This window comes from Streptomyces sp. NPDC059718 (assembly GCF_042733315.1).
Classification (GTDB): domain Bacteria; phylum Actinomycetota; class Actinomycetes; order Streptomycetales; family Streptomycetaceae; genus Actinacidiphila.
In genome coordinates, this window is sequence record NZ_JBHWGA010000023.1 from 33,607 (window position 1) to 56,925 (window position 23,319).

General features: G+C 72.8%; 20 protein-coding genes. 9 read left to right on the forward strand and 11 right to left on the reverse strand.

The features are described from left to right. Positions 1 to 1,401, reverse strand: a complete 1,401-nt coding sequence (locus ACFV3E_RS25180) for an ABC transporter substrate-binding protein (protein WP_500536699.1) — start codon at positions 1,399 to 1,401, stop codon at positions 1 to 3. Positions 1,402 to 1,553: 152 nt separating this feature from the next. On the opposite strand from ACFV3E_RS25180, the gene ACFV3E_RS25185 reads away from it, so the two are divergent. Genes ACFV3E_RS25185 through ACFV3E_RS25200 form a run of 4 tightly spaced genes read left to right on the forward strand, consistent with a single transcriptional unit; the run spans position 1,554 to position 6,734 of the window. Continuing rightward, a complete protein-coding gene (locus ACFV3E_RS25185) occupies positions 1,554 to 2,600 on the forward strand; it encodes a zinc-dependent alcohol dehydrogenase (protein ID WP_500536700.1) in 1,047 nt (348 codons plus the stop codon). A gap of 14 nt (positions 2,601 to 2,614) precedes the next feature. Then, a complete protein-coding gene (locus tag ACFV3E_RS25190) occupies positions 2,615 to 3,415 on the forward strand; it encodes a sugar phosphate isomerase/epimerase family protein (protein WP_500536701.1) in 801 nt (266 codons plus the stop codon). Next, positions 3,412 to 4,782, forward strand: a complete 1,371-nt coding sequence (locus tag ACFV3E_RS25195; protein WP_500536702.1) for an MGH1-like glycoside hydrolase domain-containing protein — start codon at positions 3,412 to 3,414, stop codon at positions 4,780 to 4,782. The genes ACFV3E_RS25190 and ACFV3E_RS25195 overlap by 4 nt, the downstream gene beginning before the upstream one ends. Beyond that, positions 4,779 to 6,734 (forward strand): amylo-alpha-1,6-glucosidase, encoded by a 1,956-nt coding sequence (locus ACFV3E_RS25200; RefSeq protein ID WP_500536703.1) that lies wholly within the window; start codon positions 4,779 to 4,781, stop codon positions 6,732 to 6,734. Before ACFV3E_RS25195 ends, ACFV3E_RS25200 begins: the two co-directional genes overlap by 4 nt. Positions 6,735 to 6,824: 90 nt before the next feature. Here ACFV3E_RS25200 and ACFV3E_RS25205 read toward each other — a convergent pair whose 3' ends face one another. The 3 genes from ACFV3E_RS25205 to ACFV3E_RS25215 all read right to left on the reverse strand — a co-directional run bounded on the left by ACFV3E_RS25205 (position 6,825) and on the right by ACFV3E_RS25215 (position 8,998). Then, a complete protein-coding gene (locus ACFV3E_RS25205) occupies positions 6,825 to 7,658 on the reverse strand; it encodes an oxidoreductase (RefSeq protein ID WP_500363177.1) in 834 nt (277 codons plus the stop codon). A gap of 136 nt (positions 7,659 to 7,794) precedes the next feature. After that, positions 7,795 to 8,655, reverse strand: a complete 861-nt coding sequence (locus tag ACFV3E_RS25210; protein WP_500536704.1) for a helix-turn-helix transcriptional regulator — start codon at positions 8,653 to 8,655, stop codon at positions 7,795 to 7,797. Positions 8,656 to 8,662: 7 nt separating this feature from the next. After that, entirely contained in the window at positions 8,663 to 8,998 is a 336-nt protein-coding gene (locus ACFV3E_RS25215) for a hypothetical protein (RefSeq protein ID WP_500536705.1), read from the reverse strand. A 194-nt stretch (positions 8,999 to 9,192) separates the two neighbouring features. On the opposite strand from ACFV3E_RS25215, the gene ACFV3E_RS25220 reads away from it, so the two are divergent. After that, on the forward strand, positions 9,193 to 9,315 hold the full coding sequence (locus ACFV3E_RS25220) for a hypothetical protein (protein ID WP_500536706.1): 123 nt from the start codon (positions 9,193 to 9,195) through the stop codon (positions 9,313 to 9,315). A gap of 42 nt (positions 9,316 to 9,357) precedes the next feature. Here ACFV3E_RS25220 and ACFV3E_RS25225 read toward each other — a convergent pair whose 3' ends face one another. The 4 genes from ACFV3E_RS25225 to ACFV3E_RS25240 all read right to left on the reverse strand — a co-directional run bounded on the left by ACFV3E_RS25225 (position 9,358) and on the right by ACFV3E_RS25240 (position 13,910). Next, positions 9,358 to 11,721 carry a M4 family metallopeptidase gene (locus ACFV3E_RS25225; RefSeq protein WP_500536707.1) on the reverse strand — a complete coding sequence of 788 codons (2,364 nt, stop codon included), beginning with the start codon at positions 11,719 to 11,721 and terminating at the stop codon, positions 9,358 to 9,360. A gap of 432 nt (positions 11,722 to 12,153) precedes the next feature. Next, positions 12,154 to 12,531 (reverse strand): cupin domain-containing protein, encoded by a 378-nt coding sequence (locus ACFV3E_RS25230; RefSeq protein ID WP_500536708.1) that lies wholly within the window; start codon positions 12,529 to 12,531, stop codon positions 12,154 to 12,156. 57 nt (positions 12,532 to 12,588) lie between these two features. Next, positions 12,589 to 13,149 carry a GNAT family N-acetyltransferase gene (locus ACFV3E_RS25235; RefSeq protein ID WP_500536709.1) on the reverse strand — a complete coding sequence of 187 codons (561 nt, stop codon included), beginning with the start codon at positions 13,147 to 13,149 and terminating at the stop codon, positions 12,589 to 12,591. A 164-nt stretch (positions 13,150 to 13,313) separates the two neighbouring features. Further along, a complete protein-coding gene (locus ACFV3E_RS25240; protein WP_500536710.1) occupies positions 13,314 to 13,910 on the reverse strand; it encodes an MBL fold metallo-hydrolase in 597 nt (198 codons plus the stop codon). An 80-nt stretch (positions 13,911 to 13,990) separates the two neighbouring features. Between ACFV3E_RS25240 and ACFV3E_RS25245 the strand changes: the two genes are divergently transcribed. The 3 genes from ACFV3E_RS25245 to ACFV3E_RS25255 all read left to right on the forward strand — a co-directional run bounded on the left by ACFV3E_RS25245 (position 13,991) and on the right by ACFV3E_RS25255 (position 18,684). Further along, positions 13,991 to 14,482 (forward strand): YfbM family protein, encoded by a 492-nt coding sequence (locus ACFV3E_RS25245; RefSeq protein ID WP_500536711.1) that lies wholly within the window; start codon positions 13,991 to 13,993, stop codon positions 14,480 to 14,482. 433 nt (positions 14,483 to 14,915) lie between these two features. Beyond that, entirely contained in the window at positions 14,916 to 17,945 is a 3,030-nt protein-coding gene (locus ACFV3E_RS25250) for a glycosyl hydrolase (protein ID WP_500536712.1), read from the forward strand. Positions 17,946 to 18,039: 94 nt separating this feature from the next. Continuing rightward, complete coding sequence (locus tag ACFV3E_RS25255; RefSeq protein ID WP_500363196.1) at positions 18,040 to 18,684, forward strand: LysE family translocator; 645 nt, start codon at positions 18,040 to 18,042, stop codon at positions 18,682 to 18,684. Between the two features lie 20 nt (positions 18,685 to 18,704). Here the strand turns inward: ACFV3E_RS25255 and ACFV3E_RS25260 are convergent, their stop codons facing one another. Beyond that, entirely contained in the window at positions 18,705 to 19,172 is a 468-nt protein-coding gene (locus tag ACFV3E_RS25260) for a hypothetical protein (RefSeq protein WP_500536713.1), read from the reverse strand. 119 nt (positions 19,173 to 19,291) lie between these two features. Here ACFV3E_RS25260 and ACFV3E_RS25265 point away from each other — a divergent pair, with 119 nt between their 5' ends. Continuing rightward, positions 19,292 to 19,669, forward strand: coding sequence for a VOC family protein (locus ACFV3E_RS25265; protein WP_499515809.1), 378 nt, complete (start codon positions 19,292 to 19,294; stop codon positions 19,667 to 19,669). An 85-nt stretch (positions 19,670 to 19,754) separates the two neighbouring features. Here the strand turns inward: ACFV3E_RS25265 and ACFV3E_RS25270 are convergent, their stop codons facing one another. Both ACFV3E_RS25270 and ACFV3E_RS25275 read right to left on the reverse strand, forming a co-directional pair. Continuing rightward, positions 19,755 to 20,687, reverse strand: coding sequence for an aminoglycoside phosphotransferase family protein (locus tag ACFV3E_RS25270; RefSeq protein ID WP_500536714.1), 933 nt, complete (start codon positions 20,685 to 20,687; stop codon positions 19,755 to 19,757). Between the two features lie 114 nt (positions 20,688 to 20,801). Then, positions 20,802 to 23,069: a M4 family metallopeptidase gene (locus ACFV3E_RS25275; protein WP_500536715.1), complete on the reverse strand. Its 2,268-nt coding sequence runs from the start codon at positions 23,067 to 23,069 to the stop codon at positions 20,802 to 20,804. Positions 23,070 to 23,319 lie beyond the last annotated feature (250 nt).

The following is a 23,319-nucleotide window of genomic DNA, read 5'->3' on the forward strand; positions in this document are numbered from 1 at the left end:
TCACTGGAGGGACTTCTGCAGGGCCGCGACTTCCTCGTCGGCCTCCTCGGCCGCCTCCTGCGGGGAGGTCTGGCCCGTGGTCATGTCGCCCACCGCCTTGGGGATGGGCAGTTCGCCGATGGTGGCGCCGACCAGCGCCCCCTGGCCCTGGGTGATGCCCCAGCGCTTCATGTTGCCGACGCCGGCGGCGAGTTCGTCGAGCAGCTGCGGCGAGAAGACCTCTTCCATGGGCTTCTTGGTGTCCACGCCGATGTCGCTGGCGCGCCAGGCCTTGAGGTACTTCTGCGGGTCGTCGGCCGTGCCCGCCCGGACCGGGATCTTGCCCTCGGGGGCCATGCCGAACCAGCCCTGGTAGCCGTCGCCCATCATGAACTTGATGAACTTCTCCGAGGCGGCGGTCTCGGCGGTCTTGGTCACGACCCACGAGGAGACCTCGCCGAACTGGGCGGGCTTGGTGGAGTCGGGTCCGCTCAGCGCGGTGACGATCCCGCTGTTGTCGGAGAGGTACTGCGGGTCCTTCTTGCACTGGGCGCAGCTGGGCAGGGCGTCGCCCCGCAGTCCGGCCAGCTCGTCGAGGAGGAAGGTGGACCAGACGATCATGGAGGAGCGGCCGGCGAAGTAGGTGGCCCGGGTGGTGTCCACGGTCTGGGTGCCCGGGGCGCCGTAGTCGCCGGCGAGCTTGTCGTAGGCGTCGAAGGCACGGTCGCACTGGGGGCTGTCGAGGGTGACGTCGCCCTTGGCGTCGGCGAGTTCGCAGCCGTTGGCGAGGGCCAGGTCCTCGAAGCTCTGCTGGGTGAAGACGTCACCGGGGTCGGTGGAGAGCGAGATGCCGCTCGTGCCGCCGCTGTGGAGCTCGCGCGCGGCCTTGAGCATCGCGTCGTAGCTGTCGGGGGCGACGAGCCCGGCCTTGGCGAAGAGGTCCTTGCGGTAGACGAGGATCTGCATCCAGGCGTCGCTGGGCACGCCGAGGCGGGTGGCGCCGTCGCCGGTCAGCTTCAGGGCGTTGCCGTTGAAGGTGCCCGGCCCCAGGTCGTCGACGATCTTCTTCGTGGCGTCGGTGTTCAGCAGGCCGTTGCTGTACATCTGCCAGACCGGCGCGAGGGGTATGCCGCCGATGACGTCGGGAAGGGTGCCCGCGGCGGCGGCCGACATGATCAGCTGCGGCAGCTGGCCCTCGTCGACCCCGACCAGGTTGACCTTCACACCGCTGCTCTTCTCGAAGACGGCGATGGTCTTCTTCGTCGCCTCCACGCGGTCGGTGAGGTTCTCCAGGCTCCAGACGGTGATCTTGTTGTCGGGTTTACCGGGGTCCTGTGCCGCGCACCCGGACATCAGTCCGACCCCCAGTGCGGCGGCCAAGCCGCTCGCCAGCGCCCTCGACCGTCGGGACCACATGCGCATCAACCGTCCTCACGTCAGCCTCGCGTTACGTACGCGTTGCATCAGAGCACCACTTTTGCTTGTTGACAAGACTTAAGTCTCGGATATCTTCGACGTAAGTCAGCCCCCGATGGCTGAACGGACCGCATAACCGATCTTTCCGGAGTCCCCCTGTGGAACGCGTCGTCCAGTTCACCGGCCCCCGTCAGGTGGAGGTCGCCCCGAGCGAGTCAGCTCCCCTGCCCCCTGGCCATCTGCGCGTACGAACCCGCTACTCCGGCATCTCGGCGGGAACCGAGCTCACCGCGTACCGCGGCACCAACCCGTACCTGACCCGCACTTGGGACCCGGAGGCGCGTCTGTTCCGCGAGGGCGCGGCGGGCATCGAGTACCCCGTCGCGGGCTGGGGGTACTCCGAGGTCGGCGAGGTGACGGAAGTCTCACCCGAGCTCACGGACGTCCCCGGCATGCCCGCCGTGGGCGACCTCGTCTGGGGCATCTGGGGCCACCGCAGCGAGGGCGTCGTGCCCGCCGAGCGCATGGTCGGGCACGTGCTCCCGGCGGGCCTGGAGCCGCTGGCCGGTGCCTTCGCCCGCGTCGGGGCGATCGCCTACAACGCCGTCCTCGGCGCCGACGTCCACCTCGGTGAGGACGTCGCCGTCTTCGGCCAGGGCGTCATCGGGCTCCTCACCACCCGGCTCGCCCAGTTGAACGGCGCCCGCGTCACCGCGGTCGACGCGCTGGACGTCCGCCTCGTCAAGGCCGCGGAGTACGGCGCGACCGCCACGCTCAACGCCCGCACGGACGCGGTCGCCGAGCGGATCCGCGCCGCCACCGACGGCCGCGGCGCCGACGTCGCCATCGAGATCAGCGGCGCCTACCCGGCGCTGCACGACGCCCTGCGCTCGGTCGCGGTCGGCGGGCGCGTCGTGGCCTCCGGCTTCTACCAGGGCGACGGCGTGGGCCTGCGGCTCGGCGACGAGTTCCACCACAACCGCGTGCAGCTGATCTGCTCCCAGATCGGCGGGGTACCGCCGCAGCTCAGCGGGCGCTGGAGCGTCGAACGCCTCCAGCAGACCTTCCTGCGGCTGGTCGCCGAGGGCCGCGTCGATGTGAAGTCCCTCGTCAGCCATGTCGTCCCGGTCGCCGACGCGGCCGAAGCCTACGTCCTGCTGGATGAGCGTCCCGCCGACGCGCTCCAGGTCGTCCTGGAGTTCTGAGAGGCCCCTCGATCATGTTCAAGACCGCTTGCCAGGAACAGCTGCTGCCCGGTGACACCCTTCAGCAGAAGTGGGAGTTCGCCCAGGAAGCCGGCTACGACGCCATCGAACTACGCGGCAAGGGCGACCTCCACTTCCGCGACCGGCTCCCCGAACTGCGCAGGGCCCAGGCCGACGGAGTCGTCATGCCGACCGTCTGCGTCGACATGCTGCACTTCTTCGGCGCCTTCGACCCCGACCTGCGCCGTGACGCCGTCGCCCAGATGAAGTCGCAGCTCAGCGTCATCGCCGAACTCGGCGGCCGCGGCGCCCAGACCCCCGCCTCGTACGGCATGTTCTCCCGCCGGCTGCCGCCCTTCGAGCCGCCGCGCAGCGAGGAGGAGGACCGCGAGGTGCTCCTCGCGGGTCTGACGGAACTGGGCGAGCACGCCCGCGCCGAGGGTGTCACGCTCTTCCTGGAGCCCCTCAACCGCTACGAGGACCACATGGTCAACCGGCTGGAGCAGGCCGCCGACCTGATCCGCACCGTGGGTCTGGACTCGGTGCGCATCGGGATCGACAGCTACCACATGAACATCGAGGAGACCGATCCCGCGGCGGCCATCCTGGCCGTGGCACCGCTGATCGGCCACGCCCAGGTCAGCGACTCCAACCGCTTCCAGCCCGGCGCCGGCCACCTGGACTGGCCGGCCTGGCTCGGGGCGCTGGACGCCGCCGGGTACGACGGCCACCTGGCCGCGGAGTGCCGTCTGACCGGTGACCCCGTCGACGCCGTGCGGTCCGTCCCCGCGTTCCTGCACCGGGCCGCCGGATGACGGCCGTCCTCGAACCGGCCCTGCGGTCCCCGGACCGCGAAGGGGACCGGGACGCCGCGCTGCGCCGGGCCGCCGCCCGCGTCCTGCTGTCCAACTGGACGGGCGCGGCGACCGTCCCCTCGCGCACTCTCTACCCGCACCAGTGGAGCTGGGACTCCGCCTTCATCGCCGTCGGGCTGGCCCGGCTCGCCCCGCGCAGGGCCCAGCGCGAACTGGAGACCCTGCTGGGGGCGCAGTGGCGCGACGGCCGTGTCCCGCACATCGTCTTCAACCCCTCGGTGCCCCTGGACGCGTACTTCCCGAGCCCCGACTTCTGGCGCAGCTCGCGCGCGGGCGCCGCTTCGGGCGCGCCGGCGGACATCGAGACCTCCGGCATCGTCCAGCCCCCGGTGCACGCGCTCGCCGCCTGGCAGGTCCACCTCGCGGACCCGGCCGAGTCCCGGCGCCGCGGTTTCCTGCGCCGGATGTACCCCCGGCTCGCCGCCTGGCACCGCTACCTCGCCGCCTCGCGCGACCTTGGCGGCGGCGGGCTGGCGGCCGTGGTGCACCCCTGGGAGCCCGGCCTGGACAACAGCCCGGTCTGGGACGCGGCCCTCGCCCGGGTCGAACCGGCCCCGCCGGAGTCCTTCCGCAGGGCGGACCTCGACCACAGCGCGCCCGACGACCGCCCCACCGACCTCGACTACGGCCGCTACGTCCGGCTCGCCGCCGACTACCGCGACCACGGTTACGACGACGCGCGCACCCCGCACGCCTTCGCCCTCGAGGACCCCTGCTTCAACGCCCTGTTCATCGCCTCCGAGCACGCCCTCGCCGAGATCGCCGCGGTCACCGGCGCGGACCCCGGACCGCACCGCCGGAAGGCGGCGCAGGCCACGGCCGCGCTGGTCGACCGGTTGTGGGACCCCGCCGCGGGCATCTTCCTCGCCCGTGACCTGACGACCGGCGAGGCCGTCGGCGGCCACAGCGTCGCGGGACTCGTACCGCTGATCGTGCCCGGCCTCCCGGACACCGTCGTACGGTCGCTGATCGCGACGGCGCACGGCGAGCGCTTCCGGCTCGGCCGGGTGCACCTGGTGCCGAGCTACGACCTCACCGCCCCCGAGTACGACGGCAACCGCTACTGGCGGGGCCCCAGTTGGTTCAACACCGCCTGGCTGGTCCACCGAGGCCTGCGGCAGCACGGCGCGACCGAGGCGGCCGACGCCCTGCGCGACCAGGCGCTCGACGACGCCCGCCGCACCGGCTTCGCCGAGTACGTCGAACCGCACAGCGGCCAGGGCCGCGGCATCCGCCGCTTCAGCTGGACCGCGGCACTGGCCCTGGACCTGCTGCACCGGACACCGCAAGGAGAGCCCGCCCGATGACCGTCGAACGTCTGCTGGTCCACCGCGGCACCTTCGCCTCCACCAGCCGCTCCGGCGACATCACCGGACGCCGTGGCGACACCCCGGACGGCCTCTTCCTCCGCGACGCCCGGCACCTGAGCCGCTGGCGGCTCACCGCGGACGGCGTCGCGCCGTCCCTGCTGACCTCCTCCGACGACGGTTTCGTGCTCACCCCGGAGGGCGGCCGGGACGAGCCTCCCGCGTACTCGCTCTTCCGCCGGCAGGCCGTCGTGGCGGGTGCGCTCACCGAGCGCGTCCGCGTGGTCAGCAACCGCGCGGAGCCGGCGACGGTGGAGATCGCGCTGGAGGTTGACGCCGACTTCGCGGACCAGTTCGAGCTGCGGGGCGACCACCGGCACTACGACAAGGCCGACGGCCGGCGCACCGTCGAGGACCGGCCGGACGGCGTCACCTTCCGCTACCGGCGCGGCGAGGACTGGGACGCGCGGACCACCGTCACCGCCTCGCCCGCCCCCGCGGAAGTCCGCCGGCCGGCGCCGGAAGGCACCGCGCGCCTGCTCACCTGGCGGCTGTCCCTGCCCGGACACGGTGCGGCCGAGCTCTCCCTGAGCGTCCGGGCGGTGCCCCACGGCGCCGCGGAACCGGCCGCTCCCCCGGACCCGATGGCGGTCCGCAACCGGCATGCCGCCGAGGAGGACGGCTTCGTCCAGGCGCGGCCGCGGCCGCGTTCGCTCACCAACTGGGACGAGCTCGCGCGGGCCTGCGCGGCGGGTCTGGCCGACCTGGCCCGGCTCCGCGTACCGGCGACGGGCCCGGCGGGCGAGCCGCTGCTGGTGCCCGCGGCCGGCATCCCCTGGTTCCTCACCCTCTTCGGCCGCGATTCGCTGCTCACCTCGCTGTTCGCGCTGCCGTACCGGCCGGAACTGGCCGCCGACACCCTCCTGGCGCTGGCGGCCACCCAGGGCACCCGGCACGACGCGGCCCGCCTCGAGCAGCCGGGCAGGATCGTGCACGAGGTCCGGCACGGCGAACTCGCCCACTTCCGGCAGGTGCCGTACGGCCGCTACTACGGCAGTGCCGACGCCACGCCGCTGTTCCTGGTGCTGCTGGAGGCCCACAGCGCGGCGACCGGCGATCCGCGGCTGGCACGGCGCCTGGAGCCGCACGCCCGGGCCGCGGTGGAGTGGATGTTCCGCGACGGCGGGCTGGGCGGGAGCGGCTACCTGCGCTACACCTCCGACGCCGCGCGCGGCGGGCTGGCGCACCAGAACTGGAAGGACTCCGAAGGGGCCATCTGCTTCGCCGACGGCCGCCGGCCCGAGGGCGCGCTCGCCGTCGCCGAGGTCCAGGGCTACGCCTACGACGCCCTGGTCCGCACCGCGCGCCTGGCCCGGACCGTGTGGGGCGACGCCGAGGAGGCGGCCCGGCTCGAGAAGGCCGCGGCGGACCTGCGGGAACGGTTCCGCCGGGACTTCTGGATGAGCGGCCCGGACTTCCCCGCCCTCGCCCTGGACGGCGAGGACCGGCAGGTCGACGCCCTCGCCTCGGACGCCGGGCACCTGCTGTGGTCCGGCATCCTCGACCCGGCCGACGCGCGGACGGTGGGACGGCGCCTGCTGCAGCCCGACTTCTTCTCCGGCTGGGGGGTGCGCACCCTGGCGTCGGGCCAGGCCCCCTACCACCCGCTGTCGTACCACCGCGGCAGCATCTGGCCGCACGACAACGCGGTCGTCGTGCTGGGTCTGGCCCGCAGCGGTCTGGCGGAGGAGGCCTCGGAGATCGCCCACGGGCTGGTCCAGGCGGCCGCCGCGCACGACTGGCGGCTGCCGGAGGTGATGGCCGGGTACGGACGGGACGAGCACCCGGTCCCCGTGCCGTATCCGCACTCCTGCTCGCCCCAGGCCTGGGCCGCGGCCACCCCCCTGGCACTGCTCACCGCGCTCAACGGCGGCCCGGAGGCGCTGCGCTGAGGCCGGCCGGCCGACACGGCCCGGCCCCGGGTCCCCCACCGTCACGGCGGGGGACCCGGGGCCTTCACGGTGCCGCGGAAGCTGCCCGGGTCACGAGGTGAAGTCGGTGGACAGGGCGAGGTCCCGCCACGTCGCGATCTCGCGGGCCACTCCTGCGAGCTTGTCCTCCACGTCGGCGAGGCTGGCCTTGCCCAGCGGGATCCGGGCCGGCATCTCCTCCGCCCGGGCGACGGTGATGATGGCGGCCGCCGCCTTCACCGGGTCGCCGTCCTGGGCGTGGTTGCTGTCGTCCGCCCAGTCGCGCATGCCTCCCGCGCTCTCCTGGTAGTCCTCGATGACCCGCTCGGTGCGGTGCAGCGAGGAGGAGTCCAGGAAGTCCGTCCGGAACGGGCCGGGCTCGATGGCGGTCGCCTGGATGCCGAGCGGCGCGAGTTCCAGCCGCAGGGCCTCGGTCACGGCCTCGACGGAGAACTTGGTCGCGCAGTAGAGGCCCCAGCCCGCCCACCCGACGAATCCGCCGACCGAGCTGAGGTTGACGATCCGTCCGGAACGCCGGGCCCGCATGACGGGCAGGACGGCACGGGTCACGGTCAGCAGTCCGAAGACGTTGGTGTCGAACACCGCGCGCGCCTCGGCGTCGCTGGTCTCCTCCACCGCGCCGAGCAGGCCCCTGCCCGCGTTGTTGACGAGGACGTCGATGGTGCCGAACCGCTCGACCGCCGCCTCGACGGCGGCCCGGGCCTGCTCCTCGTCGTTCACGTCGAGCGGTACGGCCAGCAGCCGGTCCGCGTGGGCCGCGAGGGCCTCCTCCACGGCGCGGGGGGTACGGGCGGTGGCCACGACGTTGTCGCCCCGCTCGAGGGCCTGCCGGGCGATTTCCAGGCCGAACCCGCGGGATGCGCCGGTGATGAACCACGTCGTCATGGTGATGAGCTCCTCATGATCACTGGGGGTCGTTCTGTCGACGTGTCCCAGCGTGTGCCCGCGGCGAAGGGCGGGCCAGAGAAGGATCAGCCGTAGGCGACGGCTTCCTGGGACCGGCAGTACCAGGCGGTTCCGGTCACGGGCGCACGGCGGCGGGGCTCGCCGACCAGGTGGCCAGGAAGCGCAGGGCCTCGTGGGCGGGTGTGCCGGGCTGCGCGGTGTAGACGAAGACGGTCTGGTCCGGGTCGTCGCCCACGACGAGGCTCTGGAAGTCCAGCGTCATGGTGCCGGCCACCGGGTGCCGGAAGGTCTTCTGCCCCGCGGCACGGGTCCGCACCCGGTGGTCCGACCACCAGCGGCGGAAGTCGGCGTCGGCGTCGGAGAGTTCCTGCACCAGCGCCTTCAGCCGCGGGTCCTGCGGGTCGCGCGCCGCGCCCATGCGGAGGTAGGCGACGCACTCGCGGGCGACGGTCCGCCAGTCCGCGTACAGCTCGCGGAAGGCCGGGTCCAGGAAGGCCATGCGCACCAGGTTGCGTTGCGGTTCCGGAACGGCGGCGAAGTCGGTGATCAGCGCCGCGCCCAGCGGGTTCCAGCCCAGGACGTCCAGCCGGTGGCTCAGCAGCATGGCCGGGTACTCCTGCAGCCCGTCGAGCAGGGTCTGCGTCTGCGGCCGGATGAGCGTCGGCGCGGAGGCGGGCGGTTCGGCGCCGGCCGCGGCGACCCGCAGCAGGTAGTCGCGCTCGTCGGGCCGCAGGCGCAGCGCCCGGGCGAGCGACTCCAGCACCGCCGTCGAGACGTGCACCGTACGGCCCTGCTCCAGGCGCACCACGTAGTCCACGCTCACGTTGGCCAGCTGCGCCAGCTCCTCCCGCCGGAGTCCCGGCACCCGGCGGTGCCGCCCGTCGTCCGGCAGGCCCACGTCTCCGGGGTTCACCCGGGAACGGCACGCCCGCAGGAAGTCACCCAGCGTGGTGTTCGAAGCGTTCCGCTGACTCATACGTCGATTATCGACGCTGTGCGTCCCTACCGGGGCGCCCCCGGCCGGAGGCCTTCGTGCGGAGTCCCGGGCGGCTCCTTCGGGCGGGTCCTGTCTCAGGTCGCGTCCGCGCGGCCTCGGCGGCCTCGGCGACGGTGAGCGTGAGGCGGCCGTCGACCCGCCCGAAGCGCCCGGCGACGGCGCGGACGCGGTCGAGCGAGGCGTTGTCGCCGCTGACGTGGACGGTGGGGACACCGTCGCCGGACCCGGTGGTGCCGCCCAGGCGCTCCGCGTCGCCCGCCGTGGACATCAGCAGCGGCACCCGGTCCAGGTAGGCACGCCCCGAGGCGTCGAGGTTGTCCACGTGCTGGTCGTGCGTGCCTCCGGCGCGGCCTCATGGGGACGGGCCTGACAGCCGACCTACGGCAGGTACACGCCACCGCACCCTCCGGTTGCGGCAACCCGGCCGGACGCGCCCCCGCGCCCGCGGGGCCGTCCTGGCCTCAGCGGGCACGGCGGCCGGGATCGACGTCCGCCCGCACGTCGTACGCCGCGGCCATGACGCCCGGCCTGAGCATCGCCGCCGTCGCCCGCGAGGCCGGCTTCACCAACGGTGTCGTCGCACCGCAGACCTACCGGGCGTCCTTCCGTGCCGGGGCACGGTCCGGCGCCCGACCGTGACGGCGCAGCCGGTGCCGGAGCGGCACCGGCTGCGCCCGGTGGTCAGAAGGTCAGGCTCCAGCGGTCGAGGTAGCCGGGGTCGACGGTGAAGATGCCGGGGGTGTTGTCCGTGACCCGCAGCTTCCAGGTGCCGTTGGCCGGGACCGCCGAGGCGTCCACGGTGTAGGTCGCGTGCACCTCGCCCTCGCCGGTGTCCCAGTACCAGGGCTTCACCGGGATCTCCGTACCGTCCTCGGCGACCAGGGTGACGATCTGGCCGCCGACCCACGGGTGGACGAGGTCGATCGTCACCTTGAGGTCGCGGGACGCATTGCCCTTGCGGCCGGTCACGACCAGCGGCGACTCGATCGTCTTCCAGTTGGGGATGTCGTAGCGGGCGGGGTTGACGAAGAAGCGCCCGCCGGACGCCAGGACGGGCCAGTCGAAGCGCACCGTGCGCTTGGCCCCGCGCTGCGCGGTGTTCTCGACGGTGATGGCCGTCTTGTAGGTGCCGGCCTTCTTGGGCGTGCCGCTGATCAGGCCGGTCTGCGCGTTGATGGACAGACCCTTGGGCAGCTCGTCCGCGGAGTAGACCAGCCGCCCGGGGCTGGAGCCCACCGCCTCGATCTGACGGCTCATCGGCTGCCCGACGGCCACGGGGCGGGTGGAGGGCGTCACGATGGCGATGTGGTTGACGTAGCGGGCACCGACGTTGACCGCCGCCCAGGCGTTGCCGACGGCCTCGTAGGTGGCGCTGCCCTGCCCGAACAGGTCGGCGGCCGCCTGGAGGGTGGCGGTGCGCGCCCCGGCGTAGTCGGTGCTGCTCGTCATGTACGTGGTCAGCGCCCGGTACCAGATGTCGGTCGCGTTGTCCCGGCCGATGCCGGCGACCGGCAGACCGTCGTAGGTGGGGCTGTCGTAGGCGACGCCGTTGATGGTCTTCTTCCCGCTGCCCTCGGAGAGGAGGTAGAAGAAGTGGTTCGCCGGGCCGGAGCTGTGGTGGACGTCCTCCTTCTTCAGCTGCGGCGTCCAGTAGTCCAGCGACGTGCCCTTGACGGGGTCGGCGTCCTTGGACGGCTGGTCCATGTAGCGCAGCGGCTTGCCGGTGCCGCGGACGTCGGCGAGTTCGCCCATCATGTAGTCGGGGACGTCGGCGGGGTTGTCGGCGGAGAACTCCACGGCCGTGGCCATGATGTCGCTGGTCGCCTCGTTCAGGCCGCCGGACTCCCCGGTGTAGGTGAGGTTGGCGGTGGCGAAGGTGACACCGTGGGTCATCTCATGTGCGGCGATGTCGAGTTCGGTGAGCGGGTGCTCGTTGCCGCGCCCGTCGCCGTACGTCATGCAGAAGCAGCCGTCGTCCCAGAAGGCGTTGGCGAACCCGTCCCCGTAGTGGACGCGGGAGAACGCCCCGACGCCGTTGTCGGCGATGCCGTTGCGGCCGAAGCGCTGCTTGTAGAAGTCCCAGGTCTCGCGCTGACCGTAGGCGGCGTCCACGGCGGCGGTCTGGCGGTCGGCGAGCGTGCCGTCGCCCCAGACGTCGTCGTCGTCGGTGACCAGGTTGCCGATGCCGCCCACGCCGGTCAGGTCGTACGTCTTGTGACCGCCGCGCTCGGGGTCGGTCAGCTCGTAGACTCCGCCGTTGTTCACGGTGCCGATCTGCACCTGCCCGCTGTACTGGCTGTTGCCGATGCCCGAGCGGATCTCCTCGACGCTCTGGAGCTCCTTGCCGGTCGCGGCGTCGGTGACGACGTTCAGCCGGCTCGGGGTCCCGTCCTTCTGGGTGCCGGTGACGGAGGACTGCCAGGCGAGGGTGGGCTTGCCGTCGCCGAGGAAGACGACCAGACGCGGGGCTCCGTCCGCCGCCGGGTCCTGGGTCCGCTCGCTCTTGGCGGCGGAGAGGGCGGACTTCTTCGCCTTCGCGGCGCTGACGGCGGCCTTCGTCGTCGGCACCGCGACCCGGGCCGGCGACGCCTTGCTGACGGTGCGTACGCCCGCCCGCTCGTGGACCACCAGGTCGCCGCCGACGACCGGGAGCCCGGCGTAGGTGCGCTCGTAACGGGTGTGCACCGTGCCGTCGGCGTCCTTGATGACGTCCTTGGGTATCAGCGCTTCCTTGTCGCCCAGTTGGAGTGCGCGGGCGGTGGCGCTGCGCCCGTCGGACGCGGCCTTGAGCAGCTGCTTGCGCTGCGCGGCGGAAAGGGCCACGGAGCGCGCCCCGGGCCGGGACTCCGCGACGATCTTGCGCGGTGCCGTCCCGTCGCCCTCGGGCGCGGCGGCGGCGCCGGTGGCCGGGAGGAGGGGGGTCAGCAGTGCGGCCAGGGTCACGGCGGCGGTCGCCGCGACGCGGCCGCGTGCTCCGCGCGCACGGCGGGTGGGAGAGGGATTCGGCGGTGAACTGGCGCCCGTGACAGCGGGATGGTTCGTCACTCGTGGAGCTCCTTGTGAACGGCCGCGTGAACGACCGTTGGGGAGGGGAACATTGGAGGCTCTTGATGCCTCCGCGAGGTGACGTGCGAATGATGCCCGCACGACGTGGGGGATCGTTTCAGCATGTTCGTCCACTGTCATCACTGCGGAGATCATTGTCCGAAAGTCGGTCAGCCGCTCATCGTGGGAGCGGTCCCACGGCGAGCCGACCACGTGCGGATTTACGGTGCGGCAACAGTGAAGTGACGAAGCCGAGCGATCAATTCCAGCCACGGTGGCGGACACGCCACACCGCCCGGATGATGCGGATCTGCGGACCTTTTCCCTGATCAATGCGGGGCCGGTGAGGCCGCCATCGGCGTCGGGCGGCTCAACTCGGCGGTGCCGCCGAAAATTTCGAGCCAGCTCCCCGCGGGCCGCGGGGCGGGGCCGCTACTCCTGATCGGCGGCCGGGACCGCGTAGCCCGGCACGGACGGCCAGCGGACGGTCAGCACCGTCGAGTCCTCCTCCGCCACCCACGAGTGGTCCACGCCCTTGCCCCAGACGACGTAGTCCCCCTGCCGCGCCAGCACCACGGACCGGCCGGGGAAGTCGACCCGGAACCGCCCGCTGACGAGGACCTGCAGCGTCGTCCGCTCCTCGCCGCGCACCCACTCCCCGCGCTCGTCCCCCGCCGGATGGACGCCCCACTTGATCTCCACGGCGGCACTGTGCCGGGGGTCGCCCGCCTCCTTGAAGTGCCCCAGCAGCCAGCCCTTGTCGAGCGGCGCGTCCTCACCGGCATTGCCCACGTAAACGCTGTCGTCCATGGCCGGGACGCTAACACCGCGCCACGACCGTCCCCGGCGCCCGGCGGCGTGCGTGCCTCAGTCCGCCTCGGGGGGTTCGCCCACCGCCATCTCGGCCGTCACGGCCCACCGTTCGTGGCCCTGCCAGGCGCCGTCCAGGTACTGGAAGCGCGGGGAGTACCCCTCGCGCTCGAAGCCGAGCCGCTCCACCAGCCTGATCGACGCCACGTTCGCGGGCTGGATGTTGGCCTCCAGCCGGTGCAGGCCGAGGTCGCCGAAGGCGTACGCCATCACGAGCCGCAGCCCCTCCGTCATGTAGCCGCGACCCGCGGTCGACGCGTACGCGACGTAGCCGAGGGCACCACTCTGAATGGTGCCCCTGACGATGTTGTTGATGTTGACCCCGCCGACGATGGCGCCGGTCCCGGGGAGGCAGATCACGAAGCCCTCGTGCGTCGGGTGGTCGAAGCGCCCGACCCAGTCGCGGAAGGACTCGGGGGTGTGCTCCCACGCGGGCACCCAGGGCGCGTGCAGTGCGGCGCTCTCCCGGGCGAGCGCGCCGATCTCTTCGTGGTCGCGTGCGGTGATCCGCCGGATGGCCACCCGGGGGCCGTACGCGAGGAAGGTGTCGTCAGCCATCGCGCGATCGTAGTGCCGCCGGCCCTCGTGGTACCGATTCCCGACGAACGGCGTTCACTCGTGGGCCATCTGTGCGTGGACGTCGGCGGTGGGCGTCGAAGGGCCGGCCGGCCGCGGGTCCCCCGGTGTCGCCGTCGCCGTCTCCGGGGGAAGCACCCTCACGTTCAGAGCGATTCGCCGGGCCGCAGGTACCGGTAGCCGTGGTCGGTCTGTTCCGCGAGCCAGCCGTTGACGCTGCTGAGGCCGCGCTCGTTGATCTGGCCGTCGTGGATCCCGAACGCCCTCCGCGGTGCGACCGCGTTGACGAAGTCGATCACTTCGGTCGTCTTCAGCCAGGAGGCCTGGAGCGGAACCATGAGCGTCTCGATCGGCTGCCCGGGCACGTGCAGGGCGTCACCGGGGTGGTAGACGGCGTCGTCGATGACGTAACCGAGGTTCGCGCAGGCGGTCCCGCCCGCGTGGACGGGCGCGTGACGGCCGCCGACCGCGCGCACGCGGAAACCGGCGGCGGTGAACTCCGAACCGGGGGTGACCCGGATCGCCTCCAGCCGCGGGACGTCCGCGTCGGCGGGGGCGTGGACCGGTACGCCGAGCCCGGCCAGGCGCAGGACGTCGACGTGGTCGATGTGCTCGTGCGTCACGAGTACGGCGTCCGCCCCGGTCAGTGCGGCCGGCTCGCTCCACGTCCCGGGGTCGACGACGAGCACGCGCCCCTCGTGCTCGATGCGCACGCATGCGTGGGTGTACTTGGTGATCCGCATGGCCCGAACGTAGCGGAGCCCGGCCGGCCGTGTGGTTGGATCGCACCGCACCGCATCCGAGCACCCGCCGGGAGGGCACGATGGGGACCCGCGCCGTTCTCTTCGCCTTGGACGAAACCGACTCCGCACGCATTCTGGCCTGCGAGGACGACGACGCGCTGGCCGCGGTCGTCGAAGAGATCGAGGAGCGCTGGGACAGGGACCACCTGTGCGAACTCGACTCGTCCTGGGACGCGTTGCACCGGTGCTTCACGGACGGTGACCTGAGCTTCGACAACGGCGAGTTCCCCCTGTCGCACGTCATCCTCGGCGGGGTACCGCTCCACGAAGAGGACGACTACATCGTCTGCCACGTCACGGCGGACCAGGTTCCCGAGGTCGCGGCGGCCCTGGAGCCGCTGGACGCCGCGTGGCTGCGCGAGCGCTTCGCCACGCTCACCTTCGAGGCCTACCAGGGCACCGGCGACGCGGAGGACCTGGCCTACACCGAGGCCTTCCTGCCCGGGCTGAAGGACTTCTACCGGGCGGCGGCACGGGAGGGCCGTGCCGTGATCTTCACCGTCGACCAGTAGGCGCCGAGGAGCGCCGTCCGCGTGGAAATGCCGGAAGGGGACGCCGGGCGTTTCGGATTTCATCGAGTCCGCCCGCACGGCACATTTGCGTCGCACCCTCCCGGCGACCCGGTAACCCGGCGCGACCGCGTGCTGTGCGATCCCCGCCTGAAACGTTCTCATCTCACGGCCCGCATACGCCGCGGAGGTCCGGGCGCAGGCCTTCGGCACGCCCGCTCCTGACGGCCGCACAAGCCTCCCCCACCACACCCGTCGAGGTTCGCGCCCACCGGGACCTTGCCCCCGCCCGCGACCTCGCTGTAGCCTCCGCAAGGATTGAAACGGTTCAATGTGATCAATGCGAACGGTTCGATCATCAGCGCGTTGCATCTCGGCACTGATCACTCCGGGATGAAAGGCACCTCCACCTCTCACTCCGGGGAGCTACGGAACCATGCACGACGACAGCAACCGCCCCGAGGCCGGCGGGGTTTCCCGTCGCAGCCTCCTCATCGCCACCGCCGTCGCGGGCACCGCGGCGGCCCTGGCCCCCGCACTGCCCGCTGCCGCCGCGGCACGGACCGGGGCAGGGACGGCGAGCGCAGGCGCGGGCGGCGCGGCAGGCACGTTCGCCGAGCCGGGGAGCGCGGTGCGGCCGAAGTTCCGCTGGTGGTGGCCGGACGGGCTGGTGGACCCCGAGGAGATCAGACGCGAGGTCGACCAGATAGCCGACGCCGGGTTCGGCGGCGCCGAGATCGCCGCCGTCCACCACAGCGTGAAGGACACCTCCGTACTGGACACCGAGCACCACGGCTGGGGCAGCCCCGCCTGGGTCGCCGGCGTCCACGCGGCCCTGGACCAGGCCCGCCGGCGGGGCGTCACCATCGACCTCACCATCGGCCCCAGCTGGCCGGCGGCCGTCCCCGGGATCACCCCCGACAGCGAGGCCGCGGTGCAGGAACTCGCCCTCGGCGCCGTCACCGTGGCCGCCGGGACAGCCTACTCGGGCCCCGTGCCGGCCCCCGCCCTGGCCCCCGCGTCCGGGGTCACCCGGCAGCGGCTGCTGGGCCTGCTGGCCACCCGGATCGCCCCCGAGAACGCCACCCGCAAGGAGACCGGCCTGGACCGCGCGAGCGTCCAGGACCTCACCGCGCACATCGCCGACGGCGCCGTGGACTGGACCGCGCCCGGCGGGGGCGACTGGGTGCTCACCGCCTTCTGGCAGCGCGGCACCGGGCAGACCCCCGAGGGCGGTCCGCACACCTCGCCCACCGCGTACGTCGTGGACCACTTCAGCGCGGCCGGCACCGCCGCCGTCACCGGCTTCTGGGAGCGGAACCTGCTCACGAAGGAGATCCGGGGCCTCCTCAAGAGCGCCGGCGGCGTCCTGTTCGAGGACTCCCTGGAGATCGAGACCAAGGCGCTGCCCTGGACCCCCGGGCTGCCCGCCGCCTTCGAGAAGCGCAACGGCTACCCGCTGCTGCCCGTCCTGCCCGTCATCGCGATGAGCGGCGGCAACCAGGTCTACGCCTACGACGCCGTCGCGACCCGCCAGATACGGCACGACTTCTGGGACACCGTCAGCGACCTGTACAACACCCACCACCTCACGGCGCTGCGCGGCTGGGCGCACACCCTGGGCCTGGGGATGCGCGCGCAGCCGTACGGCCTGCAGACCGACGCCATCCGGTCCGCCGCGCTGCTGGACATCCCCGAGGGCGAGTCGCTGGGCTTCAAGAACCTCGACGACTACCGCTGCCTGGCCGGCGGCCGGGACATGGCGGGCCACACGGTGTTGTCCTGCGAGGCAGGCGCCTACACCGGCTCCGCGTACAGCACCACGTGGGAGAAGTTCCTGCGCACCATGGGCGGCGCGTACGCGGCCGGCGTCAACCAGACCGTCGTGCACGGCTTCTCGTACGCCACGCTGCCCGGGGTGAAGTGGCCCGGCTACGCGGCCTTCACCCCGTACAACGGCACCGTCGGCTACGGCGAGTCCTGGGGCCCGCGGCACCCGACCTGGCGGCACGTCACCGACGTGTCCGGGTACCTGTCCCGGGTGCACCACGCCATGCAGCGCGGCACCTCCCGGATCGACGTCGCCGTCTTCCGGCAGACCGGCTACACCGCGACGGGGATCGGCGCCTCCTGGTTCACCTCGACGGGCGTGCCGCTCGGCTGGACCCACCAGTTCCTCAGCGGGCCCCTGCTGGACCTGCCGTCGGCGAAGGTCCGCGACGGTCGGCTGGCTCCCGACGGCCCTGCCTACCGGGCGCTGTTCGTCGAGGGGGACTTCTTCTCCGGCTCGGCGGTCACCCTCACCCTCGCTGACGCGCGCCACCTGCTGCGCCTGACACGGGCCGGGCTGCCGGTCGTCCTGCTCGGCGACTGGACGACGGTCACGACGCCCGGTGTGGAGGACGACTCCGCCCTACAGCAACTCCGATCTGCCGTCGCCGAGTTGCTGGCGCAGCCGCGGGTCCGGCAGGTCACCGACAAGACGGCGGTGGGTCAGGCCCTCGCGGACCTCGGTCTGGTGCCCGACGTGAGTTATGCCGTGCCCTCGACGCTGCTGACGATGCACCGCTTCGACGAGGGCGTCGACTGGTTCTACCTCGTCAACGGCAAGCACGCCGAGACCGTGAAGCCCCCCGTCGCCGCGATCGACCACGCCGTCACGGTGCGCCGCACCCGCTCGGGCGCGGTGCCGTACCTGCTGGACCCGTGGACGGGCGAGGCCCGGCCGCTGGCGCTGTACGCGCAGGACGGCGACCTGTTCACCTTCCGGGTGGCGCTGCAGCCGGCCGAGTCGATGGTCGTGGCCTTCGCGCCGCCGGGACGGTTCCACGGCGAGCCCGGCCGTACCCACGCCGTCACCACGGACGCGGACGACGTGCGCTTCGACGACGGCCGGCTCGTCCTGCGCGCCCGCGCGGCCGGCACCTACACCACGGCGCTGTCGCGCGGGGGTTCGGTCGGCACCGTGGTCGGGGAGGTGCCCGCGTCCCGGGAGCTCACCTCCTGGACCCTGGACGCCGAGGACTGGCGTCCCGGCGCGGACCCGGACCGCACCACCGTCGTCCGGCACCGGATCGCCCTCGACGCCCTGGCTCCGTGGAACGCCGTCCCGGAGCTCACGGACGCCGCCGGCATCGGCCGCTACCGGGCCACCGTCGAACTCGACCGGTCCTGGAGCGGCGACCTCGGCGCGCTGCTCGACCTCGGCGAGGTCACCGACACCTTCCGGGTCAGCGTCAACGGGCGGCCGGCACCGGTCACCAGCCACGTCAACCCCGTGGTGGACCTCGGCGGGCTGCTCCGCCGCGGCAGCAACACGATCGAGGTCGAGGTGGCCACGCCGCTGCTCAACCGGCTGCGCGTCAGCGACCCCTCCGTGTACGGCGGTGCCGCCTCGCAGCGCACGGGGCTCGTCGGGCCGGTGCGGCTGATCCCGTACGCCCAAGCCGTGGTGGGCCGGGACTGACGGGTCCCGGTCCCGTCCCCGGGGTTCCCTGCCGGCCGCCGGACCGGCGGGGGATCCCGGGCACCTGGTTCAATGGCCGCGGAGGTGAGGGACCGTGGTGTCCATGGACCGGCTGCTCGCGTTCGCGGCGATGTCCCTGCTCGTCATCGTCATCCCCGGGCCCAGCGTGCTCTTCGTCATCGGCCGCGCCCTGGCGCACGGCCGCCGCACCGCCCTCGCGTCGGTGCTGGGCAACTTCATCGGCTCGTACCTGCTGGTGGTGGCCGTGGCGTTCGGCCTGGGCTCGCTGATCGAGCGGTCCCTGACGCTCTACCTGGTGGTGAAACTGGCCGGGGCCGCCTACCTCGTCCTCCTCGGCGTGAAGGCGTTCCGGCACCGCCGGGAGCTCACGGTCGGCGCGATGGACGGCCCTGACCGGCCCGTCCGCGGTGACCTGCGGACCGTCGCGGACGGCCTCGCGGTCGGGGTCACCAACCCCAAGGGCATCGTCTTCTTCGCCGCCGTGCTCCCCCAGTTCGTGGACCACTCCGCCGGGTCACTGCCCGCGCAGATGCTGCTCCTCGGCCTCGTCCCCATCGGCATCGGCCTCGTCAGCGACACCCTGTGGGGCCTGACCGCCTCCGCCGCCCGCGTGTGGCTGGGCCGCTCCGACCGCCGCCTGTCCGCGATCGGCGGCGCCGGCGGGCTGGCGATGATCGGCCTCGGCGTGACGGTGGCCACGACCGGCCGCGCGGACTGACGGGCCGGTACCCGGCCCGATCAGATGTGAGCCCTGATCTGCCGGACGGGGTGGCCGAGCGCTTCACCGAGGGCGGCCAGTTCGTCGTCGCCGAACCAGTCACGGCGGGGGTTCCACACGGCGATCTCGAAGCGCGCGAACCCGCACGGCCAGTCGTAGTGCAGTTCGTCCAGCAACGTGGCACCGCCGCAGCACGGGACGTCGACCGACAGCGTCACGAAGCCCTCGTCACGGTGCGCGTCCAACACGGCCGACCACCAGGCGGTGTCAACGGGGCCACCGCACAACGGGCAGCCGATGGCGACCAGATTGCCGCCGCACTCGACCGGCATGATGGTGTCGTACCGGCTGACCTCGATCTCGATGTCCGCACCGTCGGGATCCTCGGGTTCCAGCGAGGCGACGAGGACGACGGCACGCTCTGCCGCGTCACGGCTGGGCTGCCATCGGGGGTCGGTCGGTATGACCGACAGGACGTCGTCGCTCACGGCTGTCGCTTCCTGCTTCCGGGCTCACGGGATCCGGCGGGGGAACACGTCAACGCTATCGGCCGCCCCTGACACAACTGCGTTGCCCCGGTCCGGCGCCGTGGACCAGAATCCGCCCCATGACCTCCGCAATGCGCCACATCACGATCGACTGCGCCGACGCCCACCGTCTGGCGAGCTTCTGGTCCCTCGTCCTGGACCGCCCGCTGCACGAGGACGACAAGCCCGGTGACGAGGAGGCCCTGATCGAGGTCGCCGGCGGCCCCGGCATCCTCTTCGTGACCGTTCCGGACCCCAAGACCGTCAAGAACCGCGTGCACCTGGACGTCCAGCCCCAGGACCGCACCCGGGACGAGGAGGTCGAGCGCCTCCTCCTGCTCGGCGCGACGCAGGTCGACGACCGCCGCCGCCCCGACGGCACGGGCTGGGTGGTGCTCGCCGACCCGGAGGGCAACGAGTTCTGCGTGGAGCGCAGCGCGGCGGAACGCGCGGGCTGATCCGGCCGGCGTTTCGGCCGTCCCGCCGCCCGTCTGCGCACCGGGGGCGCAGCAGGCCCGGCGCCGAGCGCGGGCAGGAACACGCTCACCCCGTCGCGCCCGCGGCCGCCCGCGCGAAGTGGTCGTGGTCGTCGAGCACTTCGGTGATGACGCGCCGGTTGACCTCGGCGCGGGCCGGGTCGGTGGTCAGGGTGTCGGCGAGCACGAGCAGTGACTTCCACAGGGCCCAGCCGCGGGCGCGGGCCCAGGTGGCGGGGTCCTGGCCGACCGTGCGGCGGAACGCCTCGCGGCCGGCGCCGGAGAACATGGTCCAGGCGATGACCAGGTCGCAGGCGGGGTCGCCGACGCCGGAGGTGCCGAAGTCGATGACGGCGGCGAGTTCGCCATCGCGGACGAGGAGGTTGCCGGAGGCGATGTCGCCGTGGAACCAGACGGGTCGGCCGTGCCACTCGGCGGCGAGGGCGGCGTCCCAGACGGCGCGGGCACGGGCCGTGTCGACGTGGCCGTCGAGGAGGGCCAGGCAGCGGCGGGTTTCCTCGTCGTAGAGGGCGGGCGACGCGCCCCGGTACCAGCTGTGGCGGCCGGCGGACGGGCCGCCGGTGGGGTCGCAGCCCTCGAGGGCGAGGAGGAACTCGCCGAGGTCCACGGCGAACCGGGCGAGGTCGGCGATGCGTTCGGGGGCGGCGGTCTCGCCGGGCAGCCAGCCGCGTACGGACCAGGGGAAGGGGTAGCCCTGGCCCGGGGCGCCCATGCCGAGGACGGACGGGACGGCGACGGGGAGCGAGGGCGCGAGCCGGGGCAGCCACTCGTTCTCCTTGGCCACCGCGGGGACGTAGCCTTCGGCGGTGGGCAGACGGACCGTCATGGCGTGCCCGAGGCGGTAGGTGCGGTTGTCCCAGCCGTCGGCCTCCACCGGGGTGACGGGCAGGTGGCCCCACTGCGGGAACTGCGCCGCGAGCAGGCGCTTGACCAGTGACGCGTCGATTCCGGCGCGGCCGTCGGGCGGGGTCGTGATCATCCCGCGATGATCACCCGTCATGTCGGCCCGCGGCAACGGGTTATCGGGGACGTGGGGCGCCGGCGGGCCGGGAGGGGGGTGGCCCGGCCCGCCGGCGGAGCGGAGTGTGGTCCGCTACGGGGTGATGGTCCAGTTCTCGATGTAGCCGGTGTCGAGCGCGACGGCGTCGCGGACGCGGAGCTTCCAGGTACCGTCGATCGTCTCGGCGGAGGCGTCGACCGTGAAGGTCTGGTCGACGTTGTCGGCGGACCCGCCGGTCTGGTTGAGCAGCGGGTACTTGCTGCCGCTGGGCCCGACCAGGTCGACGACGAGGTCGCCGCGCCAGGTGTGGACGATCTTCACGTGGACCTGGGTGACGGCGGAGGCGAGGCCGCCGCGGCCCGTCACGGTGATCGGCGACTCGACGGCGGCCCCGGCGTCGGGGATGTCGACGCGGGTGCTGTTGCCGTAGACGTGGGCGACCGTCCAGGTGAACCCGGTGGAGGCGGTGTCGCCGGTGCTGTCGGTGACGGCGACCGTGACCTCGTGGGTGCCGGTGGAGTCCGGGGTGCCGGAGATCAGACCGGTGTCCCGGTCGATGCCCACGCCGTCGGGCAGCCCGGTGGCCTGGTACTCCAGGGTGGCGCCGACGTTGCTGGTGGTCGCCTCGATCTGCAGGGAGACCGTCTGGCCGACGCCGCTGATCTGGTCGCCGGGCGGGATCAGGTCGATGCCGTCGACGATGCGGCGGCCGACGTTGATGGCCGCCCAGGTGTTGGCGACGGTGATGTACGTCGGGCTGTAGGCGCCGAAGAGGTCGGCCGCGGCCTGGAGGGTGGCGGTGCGGGCTCCGGCGTAGTCGGTGGTCGAGGTCATGTACGTGGTCAGTGCCCGGTACCAGATGGCGGCGGCGTTGGCGGCGCCGATGCCGGGGACCGGGACGCCGTCGTAGGTCGGGCTGTCGTAGTCCACGCCGCGCACGGTCTTCGGGCCGCTGCCCTCGGCGAGCAGGTAGAAGAAGTGGTTGGCCGGGCCCGACGAGTAGTGGACGTCGACGCCGCCGAGCGAGGACGACCAGTAGTCGTGCGAGTCGCCGTCCTTGGAGGGCTTGTCCATGTAGCGCAGCGGGGTGCCGTCGCCGTTGATGTCGATCTCTTCGCCGATGAGGTAGTCGGGGGTGTCGGCGGCGAGGTCCGCGTGGAACTCGACCATGGTGCCGAAGATGTCGGAGGTGGCCTCGTTCAGGCCGCCCGACTCACCGCTGTAGTTGAGGTCGGCGGTGGCGCTGGTGACGCCGTGGCTCATCTCGTGCCCGGCCACGTCGATGGCGGTGAGGGGGTGGGTGTTGCCCGATCCGTCGCCGTAGGTCATGCAGCGGCAGGTGTCGCTCCAGTAGGCGTTGACGTAGTTGCTGCCGTAGTGGGTGCGGCTGTAGCGCCCGTCGCCGTCGTTGTAGATGCCGTTCCGGCCGAAGGTGTCCTGGTAGTAGTCCCAGGTGGCGCCGGCGCCGAAGTGGGCGTCCACGCCCGCGGACTGGCGGTTGGCCACGGTGCCGTCGCCCCAGACGTCGTCGGCGTCGGTGAAGAGGGTGCCGGTGCCGGAGGTCGTCGTGTTGTTCAGGTCGGTGGTGTAGTGGCCGCCTCGGGTCCCGTCGCGGAGCTCGTAGGCACCGCCGGCCTCGGTGGTGCCGAGGGGGACGGTGCCGACGAAGGCGCCGGTGCCGGTGCCGGTCTTGACGCCTTCGGAGCGGGAGAGCTCCTTGCCCGTGCGGGCGTCGGTGACGACGTGCAGTTCGCTGGGGGTGCCGTCGGCCTGGGTGGCGGTGACGACGGTCTCCCAGGCCAGTGCCGGCCTGCCGGTCGCGGCCCAGACGACGAGCCGCGGTTCCCCGGATGCGCGGGGCTCTCCGGTCCGGGGCGCGGCGGCGAGGGCCTTCTTCCCGGCGGTGACCGCCGCGACCGCGGGCCGTGTGCCGGGCACGGACAGCGTCGCGTCGGTGGCACGGTCCTGGGTCAGCCGGTTGCCGTCGCGGTGGACGACGAGGTCGCCGCCGAGCACGGGGAGTCCGGCGTAGGTGCGTTCGTACCGTGTGTGCACGGTGCCGTCGGCGTCCTTGACGACGTCCTTGACGACGAGTCTTTCCTGCTGCCCGAGGCGCAGCGCCTTGGCGGTCGCGGGCGCCGCGGAGCCGGCCTCGCGGATCAGCGAGGCGCGGGCGGACGGGGACAGGCGCGCGGGGAACGCACCGGTGTGGGGGGATGCGACGATCGTCGTGCTGCCCCGTCCCTGGCCGGTGGCGAGCGCCGGGCCTGAGGGAAGGGCCGCGCCGAGCAGTGCGGCGGCGGCGGTCAGGGCGACGGCGGTCGCCCTGGCGTGACGGGGCAGGGTGCGTAAGTGGGACAAGGAGTTCTCCTCCTGCGGCGGTCGGCTGACGGTGGCCGTGCGGACCCGCCGGCGGGGTGGGCCGGGCGGGGCGGAGCTCGCAGTGCGGGATGACGCCGTCCGTGTGCGGGTGCGGACACAGCGTGACATCGGGATGACATCATTGTCATGGCGGCAACAAATCTTGTCCGAAATCGATCAGCGTTCCGCCCGGTCCCCGGACAGCGGCGGGCGGGCCGGGCGGCAGGCCGGCCGGCGCCGGCCCGCCGCG

Excerpts from the sequence above, each read along its gene's own strand:
- ACFV3E_RS25180 (WP_500536699.1), bottom strand. The coding sequence starts at position 1,401 with ATGCGCATGTGGTCCCGACGGTCGAGGGCGCTGGCGAGCGGCTTGGCC.
- ACFV3E_RS25190 (WP_500536701.1), top strand. The coding sequence starts at position 2,615 with ATGTTCAAGACCGCTTGCCAGGAACAGCTGCTGCCCGGTGACACCCTT.
- ACFV3E_RS25195 (WP_500536702.1), top strand. The coding sequence starts at position 3,412 with ATGACGGCCGTCCTCGAACCGGCCCTGCGGTCCCCGGACCGCGAAGGG.
- ACFV3E_RS25200 (WP_500536703.1), top strand. The coding sequence starts at position 4,779 with ATGACCGTCGAACGTCTGCTGGTCCACCGCGGCACCTTCGCCTCCACC.
- ACFV3E_RS25205 (WP_500363177.1), bottom strand. The coding sequence starts at position 7,658 with ATGACGACGTGGTTCATCACCGGCGCATCCCGCGGGTTCGGCCTGGAA.
- ACFV3E_RS25210 (WP_500536704.1), bottom strand. The coding sequence starts at position 8,655 with ATGAGTCAGCGGAACGCTTCGAACACCACGCTGGGTGACTTCCTGCGG.
- ACFV3E_RS25220 (WP_500536706.1), top strand. The coding sequence starts at position 9,193 with ATGACGCCCGGCCTGAGCATCGCCGCCGTCGCCCGCGAGGCCGGCTTC.
- ACFV3E_RS25230 (WP_500536708.1), bottom strand. The coding sequence starts at position 12,531 with ATGGACGACAGCGTTTACGTGGGCAATGCCGGTGAGGACGCGCCGCTC.
- ACFV3E_RS25235 (WP_500536709.1), bottom strand. The coding sequence starts at position 13,149 with ATGGCTGACGACACCTTCCTCGCGTACGGCCCCCGGGTGGCCATCCGG.
- ACFV3E_RS25240 (WP_500536710.1), bottom strand. The coding sequence starts at position 13,910 with ATGCGGATCACCAAGTACACCCACGCATGCGTGCGCATCGAGCACGAG.
- ACFV3E_RS25245 (WP_500536711.1), top strand. The coding sequence starts at position 13,991 with ATGGGGACCCGCGCCGTTCTCTTCGCCTTGGACGAAACCGACTCCGCA.
- ACFV3E_RS25250 (WP_500536712.1), top strand. The coding sequence starts at position 14,916 with ATGCACGACGACAGCAACCGCCCCGAGGCCGGCGGGGTTTCCCGTCGC.
- ACFV3E_RS25265 (WP_499515809.1), top strand. The coding sequence starts at position 19,292 with ATGACCTCCGCAATGCGCCACATCACGATCGACTGCGCCGACGCCCAC.
- ACFV3E_RS25270 (WP_500536714.1), bottom strand. The coding sequence starts at position 20,687 with ATGATCACGACCCCGCCCGACGGCCGCGCCGGAATCGACGCGTCACTG.